Consider the following 15,991-nt stretch of genomic DNA (forward strand, 5'->3'; position numbering starts at 1 on the left):
GGGTCGTCCGCCGCGTCCGGCACGGTGGTGTCGGTGAGCGTCGAGGCCTGCGGGGCGAAGGGGTCGAAGTCCGGTGGCGGGACCGTCACGGGGGTGCCCTTGGGCCGGCGCCCGGCGGCCTCCGGGCTGTCGTCGGGGACCAGGAGGGGTTCGGCGGGCGTCGGTTCGGCGACGGGGGCGAAGGGGTTGAAGTCGGCCGGGGGGATCCGGACCGGAGTGCCGCGCAGGTGCACCGGCAGCGGCGTGGCGTCGGCCGGTACGTCCGCGGCGGGCACCGGTTCGGGGGCGGCGGCGAAGGTCTCGGCCGGTACGCCCCGCGCCGGGGTCGCGGCGGGCGCCGGCGCGAAGGTGTGCGCCGGCGGGGTGAGGTGCCCGGCCACGCCGTCCCAGCCGAACTGCACGCTCTTCAACAGCTCGGCGAACGCCTCCGTGTACAGGTCCCAGTCCTGCGGCTGAGCGGTCGCGAGCTGGACGCAGAGCACCGAGACGCCGTCCGGCAGCGGGACGAACGCCTCCACCACCGAGGTGACCGCCCAGCGCCGCCGGCCGTCGGCGGCCAGCGGGCCGGGGACGGGCACACTGCGGCCCTCGACCAGGACGGCGGCCGGTCCGGCCGGCAGCAGCACCGTCCAGACCTCGGCGTGCCGGCGGACGGTGGCCAGTTCGGTGGCGAGCCCGGTGATCGGCAGCGGGTGCCGGGCGAGCGAGACCACCAGGGTGGCGTCGGTCGGGCGGCCGGCCACCTCCAGGGCGCAGACACCGGCGTAGACCGTGCCCGAGGCGGTGACGGTGTCGGCCAGGCCGGCGGCGATCACCGCGAAGTCGCGGCGCGGCGCCGGACCGGTGCCGCTGAACAGCTCCTCGGCGACCTCGGCCAGATGCGCGGTCAGCTCGGCGGCGGCCGCGCCGGTGGCCGGGTCGAGGCCCTTGGCGGTGACCACACCGTCCGCGGTGGCCGGGCCGGTGGGCACCGTCCGGGCGGAGACGCCGACCGGGCCGCCCGGAGAGGTCAGCGGATGGAAGCCGGGCGGGACGACCAGCCGCACCTCGGCGCCGGCGCCGGTGGCCAGCTCGACCGGCTGCCGGGTCTGCTGCCCGGAGGCGAGCGCCGCCAGCGCGGCGGCGAACGGCGGGCGCAGCTCGGGGGCGGCGACCTCGCCGGTCACCGGCAGCTCGAACAGGGCGGCCGAGGGGGCGCCCCGGTCGGTCACCGCGCCACGCACCGGCCCGCCGCCGTACCGGGCGAGCAGCGCCTCGCCGGCCGGCCCGGCCAGCGGGGCGCCGGTTCCCGGGCGGGCCGTCCCGGCGGTGACCACGGTGCCGAGCCGGTCGACGGCGTCGTGCACCGGGCCGTTCGGGGCCAGCGGAAGGTTGAACAGTGCCTCGGCCGCCGGGTGGGTGCCGGCGCGCAGTGCCGTCAGCGAAGCCGCCGGGTGACGCGAGGTGTGCTCCCCGAAGAGGGCTTCGGTGAGCGCGCCGAGCGTCGCGGACACCCGCTCCGCCGGGGCGAAGGGATTGGCCTCCGTGCTGAACTGCCCGTCCTGGGTCAACTGATGAGCCCCCCGCTCTGCTGCGTGTGCGTTCGGTGGTTCGAAGGGTCCGGGCGCGCCGGTGACCGGCGCGTCGTCAGATCCGTGCCCATTCCTATCAGAGGCCGCCGCTGTGGCAGAACCGGTGCCCGGTCAGTTCGCGGGCCCGACCACCAGCGCGGCGACGGCGTCCGCGATGCCGGGGTCGGCGAACAGGGCGGCGAGTTCGCGCACCAGCAGGCCGGTCGGGCCGTCGGGGCGCTCGGCGGCGAAGAAGCCGGCGAGTTCGGCGGCCAGCGCCGGCTCCCGGGCGGCGGTCAGGGTCAGGGCCGCCACGAACTCCTGGACCAGGTGGAGCTGGAGCTCCTCCAGCGGCACCGACCGTTCGCCCAGCCACTCCAGCGAGGTGATCTCGGCGTTGGCGATCCAGGCGCGGACGGTCAGCCGCAGGCCGGGGCTGGGGGAGGGGACCGCCAGATGGGACAGGATCTGGTCGTGCGCGGCCCGCCGGACCTCGTCGATGACCGCCGACGTCCCGGCGCTGGCCGCCACCGAGCCGCCGCGCAGCAGGGCGGCGAAGCCCGGCCCGTGGCTCTGCACGAAGTCCAGGTAGCGGCCCATCACCCGGTACAGCCGCTCGGAGAGCGGGCCGTCGGCCGGCTCCTCGAACCGGCCGGCCAGCTCGCGCCCGGCCCGGCGCAGCGACTCCTCGTACAGCGCCTGTTTGCCGGGGAAGTAGTGGTAGACCAGCGGGCGGGAGGCACCGGCGGCGGCCGCGATGTCGTCGATCGACACCTCCTCGGGCGGGCGCCGGCTGAACAGCTCCAGCGCGACGGCGATCAGCTGCTCGCGCCGCTCGTCCACGCTGAGCCGCCGGCGCGGCCGCTCGCCGCCCTTCCCGGCGGGGGCGCCCTTCGCGGCGGGGGTGCTCGGCTCGGCGGGGGCGCTCTCCCCGGCGCGGGGGCTCGGCTCGGCGGGGGTGCCGGCGGTCCGGCCGCCGCTCCGGCCGGTGCGCGGGGACGTGGGCGCCGCCGACGGCGTACGGGAAGCCATGGGCGCCACCCTATCCGGCCGGGGCGGCCGTCATGGATCTTGCCGGCCGCCCGGCGGCGTCCGGCCGGACCGGCCCTACGCGGGGCGCAGCTCGCGGTAGCGGCGGTACGCCTCCAGGCCGTCCGGGACGAACGCGTCGCGGGCCAGCCGGGCGTCCAGTTCCTCCGGGGTCAGCCAGGCGTGCCAGGCGACCTCGGACTCCTGCGGCGCGACCGGTCCGTCCCACCGCGCCTCGTACAGGTCGCACCACCAGGAGAGCCCTTCCTGCCGGAAGAGGAACTTGACCAGCGGGCGCGGCTCGATCCCGCTGACCCCGAGCTCCTCCTCGGCCTCCCGGACGGCGGCGCTCGCGTACGTCTCACCGGCGCCGACCACCCCGCCGACGAACATGTCGTGGAAGCCCGGGGCGAACAGCTTGGTGTCGGTGCGCCGGTGCACGAAGATCCGCCCGGTCCGGTCGCGGACCAGGATGAAGACACAGCGGTGGGTCAGCCCCTGCCGGTACACCTCCCCGCGCGGGGCGGTCCCGATCACCCGGTCGTGCTCGTCGACGACGTCCAGCAGTTCTTCGGCGGGGTTGGTCATGACGGACAGGTTAGGGTTTCCGGGCCCGGTTCGAACGCGGGCACGACAGAATTCGGACGACTTCGGGGGGCGCGCGGTGGTGGAGATCTGGGGCGAGACGGCCGAGGGCTTCGAGCCCGTACGGGAGGCCTTCGCACGGAACTTCCGCGAGTACGGCGAGCTCGGCGCGGCGTTCGCGCTGTACCTGCGCGGGCGCAAGGTGGTCGACCTGTGGGGCGGCGACGCCCGGCCCGAGGTCGGCGGGCGGCCCGCGCCGGCCGTGCCGTGGACGGCCGACACCGCGCAGGTGCTGCGCTCGGTCACCAAGGGCCTGACCGCCACCACGGCGCTGCTGCTCGCCGAGCGCGGACAGCTCGACCTGGACGCGCCGGTCGTCTCGTACTGGCCGGAGTTCGGGGCGGCGGGCAAGGGCGGCGTGCCGGTGCGCTGGCTGCTCTCGCACCAGGCCGGTGTGCCGGCGCTGGACGTGCCGCTGCGGCTGGAGGACGTGCTCACCTGGGAGCGGGCGGTCGCGGCCGTGGCCGCCCAGGCACCCGCCTGGGAGCCCGGCACCGCGCACGGCTACCACCCCTACACGTTCGGCTGGCTGGTCGGTGAGGTGGTCCGCCGGGTGAGCGGGCGCACGGTCGGCCAGTACTTCGCCGAGGAGATCGCCCGGCCGCTCGGCCTCGACCTGTGGATCGGGCTGCCGGCCGGGGCCGCGCCCAGGGTCGGCCGGCTGGTGGACCTGCCCGCGCCGGAGGCCGCCCGGAGCGGCCCGAGCGGCTTGCGGCTGCGCCCCAAGCAGACGGTGCGGGACGCTTACCAGGACCCGGCCTCGCTGACCGCCCGGGCCTTCGCCTCGGTGCGGCCCGGGGTGGACCTCAACGATCCGGCGGTGCAGGCCGCCGAGATCCCCGGCGCGGGAGGGATCGGCACCGCGCGGTCGCTGGCCCGGTTCTACGCGGCGCTCGTCGGCGCGGCCGACCGGCACGGCGGTGCGCCGGGGACGGCGCTGCCGCCGCTGCTGGGACCGGAGGTGCTGGCCCGCGCGGCCGGGCCGGTGGTCAGCGGGCCGGACCGGGTGCTGATCGTCAACTCGACCTTCGGTCTCGGCTTCTTCCGGCACGGCCCGACCGCGCTGATGGCCTCGCCGGCGAGCTTCGGCCACCCGGGCCGGGGCGGCTCGCTCGGCTTCGCCGACCCGGAGCTCGGCCTCGGATTCGGCTACGTCACCAACGGCATGCAGCCCGGGGTGACGGGGGACGTCCGCTCCCGCACGCTGATCGCCGCAGTGCGGGAGTGCCTCGGCCGGGCCTGAGCCCCGGGGGCCGGGGCCGGTGCGTCGCCCGGGCCCGGCCGGCCGGTCAGGCCTGGCCGGTCTCGAAGCGGCTGATCCGGCCGTCCTCGACGACGAAGCGCCAGGCGGTGCGCATCTCGCCCCAGGTCTCGTTGCTGTAGTTGGCGACGAGCGCCCGCCCGTGGTCCGACTCGCTCTGCACGTCCATGTGTCCGTGGCTGCTGAAGATCTCGCGGTCGATCCAGTCGTGCAGGTCGCGGTCCGAGCCGTCGTCCGACATGGTCGCGCCCTCGGAGAGCAGCGTCGTGAAGGCCTCCCGGTCGCCCGCGTTGATCGCGGTGACGGCGGCGCGCACGGTGGGGTCGGAGAGCTTGGCGGTGGCGATGGTCATGGACGGCCTCCCGGAGGGTTGGGGTCGGGGTGTCGACCTCCTGTCTATTGCGTCCGCCGGGCGTGTCCGGGAATGTCGGCGGCGCGTCGGAGATTTCCGGGATTGATGTGCTTAGATCCCGATATGGGTGATTTGAGCAATCCGGCGGGCTTGTCCGGTCGGACCTGACGGTCCAGCAGGGCCTGCTCACCCCGGGTTGGCCGCGTCGGCGAAGGCGCGGCCGCCCGGCGGTGAGTGCGGGAGAAACCGCGGCCGGTGCCCTGGAGGGCGTCCGGCCGCGGGCCACGGGGAGTGGTTGCGGAGCGGGAGGCCGGCTGGTCCGGCCTCCCGCTCCGCGTCTTCGCCGCCCCGGTCGGCCCGGTGACCAGAACGAACCCGCGCGAGGTGTGACCGGGGCCGCCGCCCCGCACCGGTGGTGCGGGCCCCTAGAAGAAGCCCAGCGCGTCGGGGGAGTAGCTCACCAGCAGGTTCTTGGTCTGCTGGTAGTGCTCCAGCACCGCCTTGTGGGTCTCGCGGCCGATGCCGGAGTTCTTGTAGCCGCCGAACGCCGCGTGCGCGGGGTAGAGGTGGTAGCAGTTGGTCCAGACCCGCCCGGCCTGGATGGACCGGCCGGCCCGGTAGGCGGTGTTGCCGTCCCGGCTCCAGACGCCCGCGCCGAGCCCGTACGGGGTGTCGTTGGCCTGGGCGATCCCGTCCTCGAAGTCCTCGAAGCGGGTGACCGCGAGGACCGGGCCGAAGATCTCCTCCTGGAAGATCCGCATGCTGTTGACGCCCTCGAAGACGGTGGGCGTCACGTAGTAGCCGCCGGCCAGCGCCCCGCCGAGGTCGGCCCGTTCGCCGCCGGTCAGCACCTTGGCGCCCTCGGCCTGGCCGATCTCGATGTACGAGAGGATCTTCTTCAGCTGGTCGTCGCTGGCCTGTGCGCCGACCTGGGTCTCGGTGTCCAGCGGGTTGCCCTGACGGATGGTCCGGACCCGCTCCAGGCCGTCGGCGAGCAGGCGGTCGTAGACCGGGGCCTGGATCAGCGCCCGGCTCGGGCAGGTGCAGACCTCGCCCTGGTTGAGGGCGAACATCGCGAAGCCCTCCAGCGCCTTGTCGTAGAAGGCGTCCTGCTCGGCGGCGACGTCGGCGAAGAACAGGTTGGGGCTCTTGCCGCCGAGCTCCAGCGAGACCGGGATCAGATTGCCGCTGGCGTACTGGGAGATGAGCCGGCCGGTGCTGGTCTCGCCGGTGAAGGCGATCTTGCGGATCCGGTTGCTGGAGGCCAGCGGGCGGCCGGCCTCCAGGCCGTAGCCGTTGACCACGTTGAGCACGCCGGGCGGCAGTAGGTCCGCGGTCAGTTCGGCCAGCAGCAGGACCGAGGCCGGGGTCTGTTCGGCGGGCTTGAGCACCACGGCGTTGCCGGCCGCCAGCGCGGGGGCGAGCTTCCAGACCGCCATCAGGATCGGGAAGTTCCACGGGATGATCTGGCCGACCACGCCCAGCGGCTCGTGGAAGTGGTACGCCACGGTGTCCTCGTCCAGCTGGGAGAGGCCTCCCTCCTGGGCCCGCAGCGCGCCGGCGAAGTAGCGCAGGTGGTCGACGGCCAGCGGCAGGTCGGCGGCCAGCGTCTCGCGCACCGGCTTTCCGTTGTCCCAGCTCTCCGCGACCGCCAGCTCCTCCAGGTGCTCGGCGATCCGGTCGGCTATTCGCAGCAGCACCTGGGCGCGCTCGGCGGGCGCGGTACGGCCCCAGGCCGGGGCGGCGGCGTGGGCGGCGTCGAGCGCGGCCTCGATGTCCTCGGCGGTGCCGCGGGCGATCTCGGTGAAGATCTCGCCGGTGACCGGGCTGGGGTTCTCGAAGTACTCGCCGCGGACCGGCGGCGTCCAGCGGCCACCGATCCAGTGCTCGTAGCGGGGCAGGAAGGAAACGATGCTGCCGGGCTGCCCCGGGGGCTGGTAGACCGTCATGTGCTGGGTGCCTCCTCGCGCTGTCGGGGGCGCCGCCCGGCACACGGGCCGGGGCCGGCGCGCCGGGCCGCGGACGGCGGCCCGGCGGAGGGTGCGGCCGCACGCGCGGGCAGGGCGCCGCCCGGGCGCCCGCCGCAGGCGTGTCGGACCCGCCCTGGCACCCTAGCCGGGCACGGCGGCCGCGGCTACCGTCGGTGCGGGAGTCGTCGACGGAGGGTGCGCGTTCCGGCCGATTTCCGCCGCCGGACCGCCGGACCGCCGGACCGCCGGACCGCCGGACCGCCGGACCGGCGGGGCGCGGGACCGGCGGTCCGGGGTGGCCCGGGGGCGTGGTTCCGGCTCAGGCGGACAGGTACCGGCCGGTGCGCGACTCCCAGCTGAGGTAGCCGGCCAGCCAGGTGACCAGGCCGTCGGCGTACCGCCCGGCGATCGCCCGCTCCACCCGGGACAGGCCCAGCTCCCGGAAGACGTCGGGGAGTTGCCGGTGCAGCCCGCGGCAGCGCTCGACCATCAGCTGGGCCTCGGCCATCACCACGGCGCAGGCCTCCTCGGCCGAGCAGCGGCGTTCCCGCTGGACGATCATCACCAGGTTGTTGACGTCGCCGCGCGGGGCTTCCAGCGGGAAGGACCGGACGTCGTTGCTGAGCGAGGGTATGTCGGCCGCGAGCTGGCGCAGTTGACGCAGGACCGGGTGGTGGAGGACGGCGGCCGGCACCTCGAAGTTGCCGAGCCGCTCCACCATGTCGAAGATCGTCTCCATCGCGGCGGTGCCCCGCCTGAGCACCAGGTAGCCGTCGCGGTCCGGCGGGCGCGCGGAGATCCGCCCGGCGGCCTCGGCCGGGTGGCTGGCCAGGTACCACTCCCAGTTGTAGGCCGCGCGGGCCTGCCAGCGGGCGGGCATGCCGCGCGCGCTGCGGTCCCAGAGGTCGGCGAACGCCGTCTCGACGGGGGAGGAGGCGTCGGGGTGGGCGCCGTGCAGCACGGCGATCAGCCGCTCGCAGATCGGGGCGACCTCGGTGGGGCGGCGGCCCAGTGGTCCGTCGAACTGGTCGTCGAACAGGAAGTAGAAGCCCATCAGGTCGGCGGCCAGGGTGAGTTCGTCCGGTCCGGCGTCGGGGTAGCCGAGGGCGGCGAGGTCGACCACGTCCCAGTGGGCGTAGGAGGGGTGCGCCGGGTCGGGGAGCAGCGGATGCCGGGTCAGCCAGGCCCGGTGGCGCTCGGTGGCGTGCGGGACGTGAGGACTGCGGCGGTGCGGGAACGGGATCTGAAGTGAGGTGTCGTCAGACATCGGACTCCCGGTGCGGCGGAGGGTGTGGGGGGAACTGGTGTACTCGTGCTGATTGTGGGGGAGTTGGTGCGGCGGGTTTGCACAGGGGTAGCCCTATGGCAAGATCAACTTGGTGGGAATGCCGTAGAGTATCTGATGCAATGATCGGACGTTAGGGATATAGGGCAATTGCCCTTGGCAAGCGGTCCGAACCCTCAATCTCCGCCCCAGCCTGCGCGAATGCCGCGCAACGCGCCCCCGGCGGCGCTAATCTCGGCTCCACGGGCAGGGAACGGCGAGGCGGAGGCACGACGGTGACCGAGCAGGGACACGAACTTCGGGCGGGGGCGGTCGCCGGAGGGCGGGAGACGGACGCCCTGTCACCCCGGGTCAGGCTGCGCGACCGTGACGCCGAACTGCGCTCGGCCGAGGCCGCCGTGGAGAAGCTCTGCCGTGAGTTCGCCGCCGGCGGCACCGAGATCGGCGAGCTGCTCGCGTTCTCCGGCCGGCCCGGCATCGGCAAGACCAGCCTGCTCCACGAGGTCCGTCGGCTCGCCAAGCTCCGCGAGGGCGCCACGGTGCTCTTCGCCCGCGGCGGCGAGCGCCAGTTCAACGAGCCGTACCACGTCCTGCGCCAGCTGCTCCAGCCCGTCCTCGGCGGTCTCGCCCCCGATGTCTTCGGGCAGGTGATGGGCACCTGGGAGGAGGTGGTCGGACCGGCCATGGGCCTCAAGCAGCCGAAGACCGGGGCCCGGCGCCTCGATCCGCAGGGCGTGCGCGACGGCCTTGACTACGTCCTCACCCAGCTCGCCCCGCGCCGCGCCCCGCTGGTGATGATCGTCGACGACCTGCACTGGGCCGACCTCGAATCGCTCGGCTGGCTCACCCAGTTCGCCGTCCGGGCCCGTGAACTGCCCGTCCTGCTGGTCTTCGCCTACCGGGAGGACGCCGCAGACTGGCAGCCCGAGGCCCAGGAGCAGCGGACCGCCGTCACCGGGCTCGCCACCCGCCGGCACGAGCTCAGCCGGCTCTCGCTGGTCTCCGTGACCGACATGATCCGTGCCGAGTTCGGGCCGAAGGCCGAGGACTCCTTCTGCTACGAGTTCTGGAACGTCGTCAACGGCAATCCCTACGAGGCCGTCGCCCTGCTCGACCAGGTCCGCGACCAGGAACTCGACCCGGTCGAGGAGAACTCCCAGCAGTTGCGCGAACTCGCCGTCGACGCCAACGGGATGACCCTCAAGGGCTGGCTGGACCGGCTCGGCGCCACCACCCTGCGATTCGCCTGGGCCGCCGCGATGCTCGGCACCGACATCCGGCCCGACCTCGCCGCCCGGATCTCCACCCAGAGCGCCGAGGGCTCCCGCGAGTCCATCAAGCAGCTGCGCCGCCAGCGCGTCCTCACCCAGACCCCCAACGGGAACCTGGAGTTCGTCCACCCGCTGATCGGCAGCTCGATCTACAACACCATGCCGGAGTCCACCCGGACCGGTATGCACGGGGTGGCCGCCGCCGAGATCGAGCACGCCGGACTCGGCCTGCTCGCCGCCTCCCGCCACCTGGTCGAGACCTTCCCCGGCGAGGGCGACGACCGCACCGTCCGCAAGCTGCGCCGGGCCGCCCAGGAACACCTGCTGATCGGCGCGCCCGAGGCCGCCCAGCGCTGTCTGCACCGCGCCCTCGCCGAGCCGCCGGACGACGAGGACCGCGCCGAGGTGCTCTACGAGCTCGGCTGCTCCGCCCTGCTGACCGACCCCGTCGCCACCGTCAACCAACTGCGGCTCGCGCTCGACCCCGAGGAGGGCCCGCTGCGCCCCGCGCTGCGGGTGGACGCCACCTTCCGGCTCTCCGAGGTCCTCGCCCACAGCGGTGAACTCGGCGCGGCCGCGCAGGTCTGCCAGGAGGAGGCGGAGCGGACCTCCGGCGACCCGGGGGGCAAGCTCCGCCTGGAGGCCGCCTCCTTCATGTGGCACGCCTACCGCAAGTCCGAGGAGAACGGACCGGCCCGCTCCGAGCGGCTGGGCGCGCTCTGCCGCAACCTCACCGGCCGCGGCGCCGCCGACCGGGCCGTCCTCGCGATGCGCGCCTGGGACCTCACCCTGCGCGGGGAGGCCTCCGCCGAGGCGCTGCGGCACGCGGACGAGGTGCTGGACCACGGCCGGCTGCCCAAGGGCCTCGGCTGGACCGACAACACCTGGGGCTTCGAACTGCCCGGCACGCTCGGCCTCGCCTACACCTACAACGACCGCATCGCCCAGGCCGAGCGGCTGTTCGGCGACGCCATCGTCCAGTTCGAGGTGGCCGGCTGGAGCGGCGCGCACCGCGGCTTCGCGTACTTCCTGATGGGTCTGGCCCGGTTCCGCCGGGGCCTGCTCGCCGAGGCGGAGGACTTCCTGCGCCGTTCCCTGCGGCTCTCCGAGCGGATCGGCTCCAAGCTGCCGCTCGCCTGGGACGCGGTCGGCGTGCTGGTGGACACCCTGCTCGCCCGTGGGCGCACCGACGAGGCGTGGGACCTCGCGACCGGCTTCGGCTTCAACCCGCCCTACCACGCCACCGCCATGGTGCTGCCGGACGCGCCCTCGCTCTACGGCAAGCTGCTGCTCGCCGTGGGCCGGCCCGCCGGAGCGGCCGCCGCGCTCACCGAGGCCGGTGCCCAGCTGGACGCGCGGGGCTGGCACAACACGGTCTGGGCGCCCTGGGCCGGGTATCTCGCCATCGCGCTCGCGCAGGACGAGCCCGAACGCGCCCGCGGGTACGCGGAGCGGTCCGTCCGGGACGCCCGCCGGTTCGGCACCGCCTCGGCGATCGGTACCGCGCTGCGGCTGCACGCCCAGATCGAGGACGGCCAGCAGGCGGTGGAGCTGCTCGAACAGGCCGTGCGCCACCTCGGCCAGTCGCCCGCCGGGTACGAGCACGCCGTCGCCCTGGTGGAACTCGGGGCCGCGCTGCGCCGGGTCGGCCGGCTGGAGGACGCCCAGGAGTACCTGTACCAGGGCATCGAACTGGCCCAGCACTGCGCCGCCGACGGCCTGGTCGAGCAGGCCCGCCGCGAGCTGGCCAACTACGGCCTCCGGCCGAACCGGCTGGGGGACGTCCGGGAGATGCTCAGCCAGCCCGAGTGGGACGTCGCCCGCCTCGCCGTGCGCGGGGTGCCGCCGCAGCGGATCGCCGAGGAGCTGGGCGTCCACCTGAGCCTGGTCAACCGCCGGCTGGCGGCCGTCTACCGCAAGGCGGGCAGCGGCCCGGACGGCCTGGCCTCGGCGCTCGGCATGCCGCCCGAGCAGCGTGACGGCACGGTGGACTAGCGGGCGGGACCGACCGTTCGGGCCAGGTGCGTCGGGCCGAGTGCCGAGCCCGAGTGCGAAGTCCGAGCGCCCGGCCCGAGCAGGTCGGAACAGCCCGGCGGACGGAGGCGGGGCGGCGGCGCGCGGGAGCGTCATGAGCGCCCCCGCCGCTGCCCCGCTGACTAGGCTGGCCCACGGGGCTGCGGGCCCCGGACGGACCCGGTACCAGGGGCCGCGGCACGCCGCGGCCGCCAGTGAGGAGCAGGCCATGGCGACGCCCCCGGCGAACGGCTCGCAGCCGACCAGCGTGCGGCGCGAACCCCTCGAACCCTCCGGCGCCGGCGCCGCGATCGAGCGCTGGACCCTGCGGGCCGGCCCGTACGAGGCGAGCGTGCTCACCCTCGGCGCGACCCTGCACACCCTGAGCGCCCCCGACCGGGCCGGCCGGTCCGCGCAACTGCTGCTCTCCTCCGACCGGCTGGCCGAGATCCTCGGCCCGGCCCGGCACTACGGCACCGTGGTCGGCCGCTACGCGAACCGCATCGACGGCAGCCGGGTCACCGTCGACGGGGAGGAGCACCCGCTCGCCCCGACCGGCGGCGGCGTGACCCTGCACGGCGGCCCGGACGGCTTCGCGCACCGGATGTGGGAGGCCGAGCAGCTGCCCGTCGGCGTCCGGCTGCACCTGCACAGCCCCGACGGCGACCAGGGGTTCCCCGGCGCGCTCGACGTCACCGTCGAGTACACGCTGAGCCCCGCCGGCGAGCTGACGATCGCCTACCGCGCCGTCACCGGCGCGGCGACCGTGATCAACCTGACCAACCACGCGTACTTCAACCTCGCGGGCGAGGGCAACGGGGACGTCCTCGGCCATCTGCTCACCCTCGACGCCGACGCCTACACCCCGGCCGACGGGCGCCAGATCCCCTCCGGCCGGATCGAGCCGGTGGCCGGCACGCCGTTCGACTTCACCGTGGCCCGGCCGATCGGCAAGTCGGTGCACGACGAGCACCCGCAGCTGGCCGGGCCCGGTGGCTACGACCACAACTGGGTGCTCCGCCCGCGTCCGGCCGACGGCACCCCGGCGCGGGCGGCGCTGCTGGAGGAGCCGGTCGGCGGCCGCACGCTGGAGGTGCTGACCACCGAACCGGGTCTCCAGGTTTACACGGCCAACACGTTCCAGGGCGCGGTGACCGGCGCGAGCGGCGTCCCCTACGGGCCGTTCGCCGGGATCGCGCTGGAGACCCAGCACTTCCCGGACTCCCCGCACCACCCGGACTTCCCCAGCACCGAGCTGCGGCCGGGGGAGGAGTTCCGCTCGACCACCGTGCTGCGCCTCGGCGTGAGCTGAGCCGGACCGGCCGGCGCGGGGCCGACCGGTGTCACGGCGGTCCTGGTCGGGCCCGGTCCATCCGGTGAGCGGGCCGGGCCGGGCCGTCAGCGGGCCGGGAGGTCCCGGCGCATGCAGAGCCGGGGCCAGCGGTCCAGGCCGTGCTCGGCCTCCCGGCGGCGGATCTCCCGCAGGCCGGGGGTGACCTCGCCGTCGGCGAGCGGCCGGAAGCCGCAGCGGGCGTAGTAAGGGGCGTTCCACGGCACGTCGGTGAACGTGGTGAGGGTCAGCGCGGGCGCGTCGGTGGCCGCCGCCAGGTGCTCGATCAGTGCCCGCCCGATGCCCCGGCGGGCGTGGCCGGGGTACACGGAGACCTGTTCGATGTGCAGCGCGCCGTCCACCGGTTCGGCCAGCAGGTAGGCGACGGGCGTACCCGCGGTGTCCAGCGCGACCAGCGCGACGCCCTCGTCCAGGTAGTGCGCGAGCTCCGCCGGGGCGGGCGGCTCGTCCTCGGCGATCTCCGGCATCCCGATGGCGGCGAACGGCGCCCCGGCGGCCCGTTCGAGTGCGCACAGCAGGGGAAGTTCGTCTCTCGTGGCGGTTCTGATCAGCATCCGCCCAGTCTGCTGCAAGGGCTTGCCGCAACCCAGCGTATTTTCCGTCCGGTCAAACAGTGGGGCGAATCGGACAAAGTGCTGCAGGGTCGTCCACTGTCAACTACCGTGCGGCCACGTCCAGGACACGTGGGCGTAACGATCGGCGATTCTTGCAGAAACTTGCTGCAAGGTCTTTCGGTGATGATTGCGCCGCTGTTAACTTCCTTCCCGAGCCCGACGGCAGCAACGGTGCGGTCGGCACGAGGCAGCCATTATGCGCCTGTCTCGCAACATCTCGGGCACCCCCACCCTCCCAAGGAGTTCTCATGCGGCGTGGCATCGCGGCCTCTGCCCTCGTTGTGGCCCTCGCGGTCTCGATGGCTGCCTGTGGCAGCAGCGGCTCCAGCTCGGACGGCAAGGCCGACGGGCCGGTCACCCTCACCTACTGGGACACGTCGAACGCGACCAACGAGGCGCCGAACTACCAGGAGCTCACCAAGAAGTTCGAGGCCGCCAACCCGAACGTCAAGGTCGACTTCGTCAACGTGCCGTTCGACCAGGCGCAGAACAAGCTCCAGACCGCCATGGGGGCCAAGGGCGCTCCGGACGTGTTCCGCTCCGAGGTCGGCTGGACCGCCGCCTTCGCGAAGGCCGGCTACCTGGAGCCGCTCGACGGCACCCCGGCCGCCACCGACTCCGCGGCCTTCCAGCCCACCCTGATCCAGCAGGCCAAGTACGAGGGCAAGATCTACGGCATCCCGCTGGTCACCGACACCCTGGGCCTGCTCTACAACAAGGAGCTCTTCACCAAGGCCGGCATCACCGCCGCGCCGACGACCTGGGACGAGCTGAAGACCGCCGCCGCCGCCGTCAAGGAGAAGGCCGGCGTGGACGGCTTCTGGCTGAAGGCCGCCGACGGCTACTACGCGATGCCGTTCCTGTTCGGCGAGGGCACCGACACCGTCGACGCCGCCGGCAAGAAGATCACCATCGCCTCGCCCGAGGCCGTCAAGGGCATCGAGACCTACAAGTCGCTGTTCACCGCGCCGGGCACCGCCAAGGCCGACGTCACCACCGACGCCTACGCGCACATGATGGACGCCTTCAACAGCGGCAAGGTCGCGGCGATCATCCAGGGCCCCTGGGAGATCACCAACATCTACAAGGGCTCCGCGTTCGCCGACAAGACCAACCTCGGCATCGCCCCCGTCCCGGCCGGCTCCAGCGGCAAGGCCGGTGCCCCCACCGGCGGCCACAACATCTCCGTCTACGCGGGCGCCGACAAGGCCCACAAGGCCGCCGCCGAGAAGTTCGCCGCCTTCATGACCTCGGCCGAGAGCCAGGCCTTCATCGCGCAGAAGAACTCCACCCTGCCGACCCGCGCCGACGCCTTCACCCCCGAGGTCAAGGCCGACCCCGGCATCGCCGGCTTCCAGGCCGTGCTCACCAGCGCCAAGCCGCGCCCCGAACTGCCGGAGTACAGCTCGCTGTTCGCCTCGCTCGGCACCAACCTCGGCAAGGTGGTCCAGGGCACCGGCACCCAGGACGGCCTGAACACCGTCGCCACCGACTACGCCAAGCTCCTCCCGGGCTTCGCCAAGTAGTCCACCCGGCCGTCCGGCCCGCCGCCACCCGGCGGGCCGGACGGCCAGACCCGTAGCAGCAGTCGCCGAAGCGAGGCGGCGGACCTCCTCCGAGAAGGTGTCGAACAATGTCAGTCGCCGTGCAGGGCGCCACCGGCCAGGGCAGCCGGGAGCGCGATCCGCGTCCGGGCCTGATGGAGCGGCTCAAGCGCTCGTACGCCAAGCACTGGTACGCCTACGCGATGATCGCGCCGGTCGTCCTGGTGCTGGGCGGGCTGGTGCTCTACCCGCTCGCCGAGGGGATCTGGCTCACCCTCACCGACGCCAACAGCCTCAACTCCGCCCGCACGATCGGCGTCAACGAGATCCCGGCCAGCTACCACTTCGTCGGCTTCGACAACTACGCCGACATCCTCTGGGGTCCGGGCTCGTACGACCGCTTCTGGTCGCACTTCGTCTGGACCATCGCCTGGACGGCGCTCTGCGTCTGCCTGCACTACACCATCGGCCTCGGCCTCGCCCTGCTGCTCAACCAGAAGCTGCGCGGCCGTGCGGTCTACCGGATGCTGCTCATCCTGCCCTGGGCCGTGCCGACCTTCGTCACCGTCTTCTCCTGGCGCCTGATGCTCGCCGACGGCGGCGCCGTCAACGGCCTGCTCTCCGCCCTGCACCTGCCCGAACCCGGCTGGCTGGACGACCCGCTGGCGCAGAAGGCGGCCGCGATCCTGGTCAACACCTGGGTCGGCGTGCCGTTCATGATGATCTCGCTGCTCGGTGGTCTGCAGTCGATCCCGGCCGAGCTGTACGAGGCCGCCGAGATGGACGGCGCCACCGCCTGGCAGCGGTTCCGCCACGTCACCCTGCCCGGGCTGCGCACCGTCTCCTCGACCGTGGTGCTGCTCGGGGTGATCTGGACGTTCAACCAGTTCGCCGTCATCTTCCTGCTGTTCGGGGCCAACGGCGCGCCCGACGCCCAGCTGCTGGTCACCTGGGCCTACCGGCTCGGCTTCGGCCAGCAGCCCCGGGACTACGCGCAGTCCGCCGCGTACGGCGTGATCCTGCTGTCGATCCTCATCGTCTTCACCTCCTTCTACCGGCGCTGGCTCGCCCGCAACGAGCGGGCCAACGGCTGACGCCGCCCGGTA

12 protein-coding genes are annotated in these 15,991 nt (G+C 73.9%); 5 read left to right on the forward strand and 7 right to left on the reverse strand.

Features of this window, described 5'->3' with window-relative positions; translation table 11 throughout:
- The 3 genes from ACIQTO_RS30445 to ACIQTO_RS30455 all read right to left on the reverse strand — a co-directional run.
- Positions 1-1,550 (reverse strand): hypothetical protein (locus tag ACIQTO_RS30445; RefSeq protein WP_402394679.1); only part of this gene is annotated, 1,550 nt, incomplete at its 3' end.
- A gap of 132 nt (positions 1,551-1,682) precedes the next feature.
- Positions 1,683-2,582 carry a TetR/AcrR family transcriptional regulator gene (locus ACIQTO_RS30450; RefSeq protein ID WP_402394682.1) on the reverse strand — a complete coding sequence of 300 codons (900 nt, stop codon included), beginning with the start codon at positions 2,580-2,582 and terminating at the stop codon, positions 1,683-1,685.
- 75 nt (positions 2,583-2,657) lie between these two features.
- Positions 2,658-3,167 carry an NUDIX hydrolase gene (locus ACIQTO_RS30455; protein WP_402394685.1) on the reverse strand — a complete coding sequence of 170 codons (510 nt, stop codon included), beginning with the start codon at positions 3,165-3,167 and terminating at the stop codon, positions 2,658-2,660.
- Positions 3,168-3,243: 76 nt separating this feature from the next.
- On the opposite strand from ACIQTO_RS30455, the gene ACIQTO_RS30460 reads away from it, so the two are divergent.
- Positions 3,244-4,467 carry a serine hydrolase domain-containing protein gene (locus tag ACIQTO_RS30460; protein ID WP_402394687.1) on the forward strand — a complete coding sequence of 408 codons (1,224 nt, stop codon included), beginning with the start codon at positions 3,244-3,246 and terminating at the stop codon, positions 4,465-4,467.
- 46 nt (positions 4,468-4,513) lie between these two features.
- Here the strand turns inward: ACIQTO_RS30460 and ACIQTO_RS30465 are convergent, their stop codons facing one another.
- The 3 genes from ACIQTO_RS30465 to ACIQTO_RS30475 form a co-directional block, all read right to left on the reverse strand.
- Positions 4,514-4,837 (reverse strand): nuclear transport factor 2 family protein, encoded by a 324-nt coding sequence (locus ACIQTO_RS30465; protein ID WP_402394690.1) that lies wholly within the window; start codon positions 4,835-4,837, stop codon positions 4,514-4,516.
- 425 nt (positions 4,838-5,262) lie between these two features.
- Complete coding sequence (locus tag ACIQTO_RS30470; RefSeq protein ID WP_402394693.1) at positions 5,263-6,786, reverse strand: aldehyde dehydrogenase family protein; 1,524 nt, start codon at positions 6,784-6,786, stop codon at positions 5,263-5,265.
- 340 nt (positions 6,787-7,126) lie between these two features.
- The gene (locus tag ACIQTO_RS30475) at positions 7,127-8,074 is read right to left on the reverse strand and encodes a terpene cyclase (protein WP_402394695.1); all 948 of its coding nucleotides are present in this window, start codon (positions 8,072-8,074) and stop codon (positions 7,127-7,129) included.
- A 293-nt stretch (positions 8,075-8,367) separates the two neighbouring features.
- On the opposite strand from ACIQTO_RS30475, the gene ACIQTO_RS30480 reads away from it, so the two are divergent.
- Together ACIQTO_RS30480 and ACIQTO_RS30485 are read left to right on the forward strand one after the other, a co-directional pair.
- Positions 8,368-11,358, forward strand: a complete 2,991-nt coding sequence (locus ACIQTO_RS30480; RefSeq protein ID WP_402394698.1) for an ATP-binding protein — start codon at positions 8,368-8,370, stop codon at positions 11,356-11,358.
- A gap of 247 nt (positions 11,359-11,605) precedes the next feature.
- A complete protein-coding gene (locus ACIQTO_RS30485) occupies positions 11,606-12,688 on the forward strand; it encodes an aldose epimerase family protein (protein WP_402394701.1) in 1,083 nt (360 codons plus the stop codon).
- A gap of 86 nt (positions 12,689-12,774) precedes the next feature.
- Here ACIQTO_RS30485 and ACIQTO_RS30490 read toward each other — a convergent pair whose 3' ends face one another.
- Positions 12,775-13,281 (reverse strand): GNAT family N-acetyltransferase, encoded by a 507-nt coding sequence (locus tag ACIQTO_RS30490; protein ID WP_402394704.1) that lies wholly within the window; start codon positions 13,279-13,281, stop codon positions 12,775-12,777.
- 308 nt (positions 13,282-13,589) lie between these two features.
- Here ACIQTO_RS30490 and ACIQTO_RS30495 point away from each other — a divergent pair, with 308 nt between their 5' ends.
- A complete protein-coding gene (locus tag ACIQTO_RS30495) occupies positions 13,590-14,867 on the forward strand; it encodes an extracellular solute-binding protein (RefSeq protein WP_402394706.1) in 1,278 nt (425 codons plus the stop codon).
- Positions 14,868-14,974: 107 nt separating this feature from the next.
- Positions 14,975-15,979, forward strand: a complete 1,005-nt coding sequence (locus ACIQTO_RS30500) for a carbohydrate ABC transporter permease (RefSeq protein ID WP_402394709.1) — start codon at positions 14,975-14,977, stop codon at positions 15,977-15,979.
- Positions 15,980-15,991: the final 12 nt, after the last annotated feature.

Source organism: Kitasatospora sp. NPDC091207 (genome assembly GCF_044768625.1).
Classification (GTDB): Bacteria; Actinomycetota; Actinomycetes; order Streptomycetales; family Streptomycetaceae; genus Kitasatospora.

Coding starts and splice junctions, on each gene's coding strand:
- ACIQTO_RS30475 (WP_402394695.1), bottom strand. CDS start 8,074: ATGTCTGACGACACCTCACTTCAGATCCCGTTCCCGCACCGCCGCAGT.
- ACIQTO_RS30490 (WP_402394704.1), bottom strand. CDS start 13,281: ATGCTGATCAGAACCGCCACGAGAGACGAACTTCCCCTGCTGTGCGCA.
- ACIQTO_RS30495 (WP_402394706.1), top strand. CDS start 13,590: ATGCGGCGTGGCATCGCGGCCTCTGCCCTCGTTGTGGCCCTCGCGGTC.
- ACIQTO_RS30465 (WP_402394690.1), bottom strand. CDS start 4,837: ATGACCATCGCCACCGCCAAGCTCTCCGACCCCACCGTGCGCGCCGCC.
- ACIQTO_RS30485 (WP_402394701.1), top strand. CDS start 11,606: ATGGCGACGCCCCCGGCGAACGGCTCGCAGCCGACCAGCGTGCGGCGC.
- ACIQTO_RS30470 (WP_402394693.1), bottom strand. CDS start 6,786: ATGACGGTCTACCAGCCCCCGGGGCAGCCCGGCAGCATCGTTTCCTTC.
- ACIQTO_RS30500 (WP_402394709.1), top strand. CDS start 14,975: ATGTCAGTCGCCGTGCAGGGCGCCACCGGCCAGGGCAGCCGGGAGCGC.
- ACIQTO_RS30455 (WP_402394685.1), bottom strand. CDS start 3,167: ATGACCAACCCCGCCGAAGAACTGCTGGACGTCGTCGACGAGCACGAC.
- ACIQTO_RS30450 (WP_402394682.1), bottom strand. CDS start 2,582: ATGGCTTCCCGTACGCCGTCGGCGGCGCCCACGTCCCCGCGCACCGGC.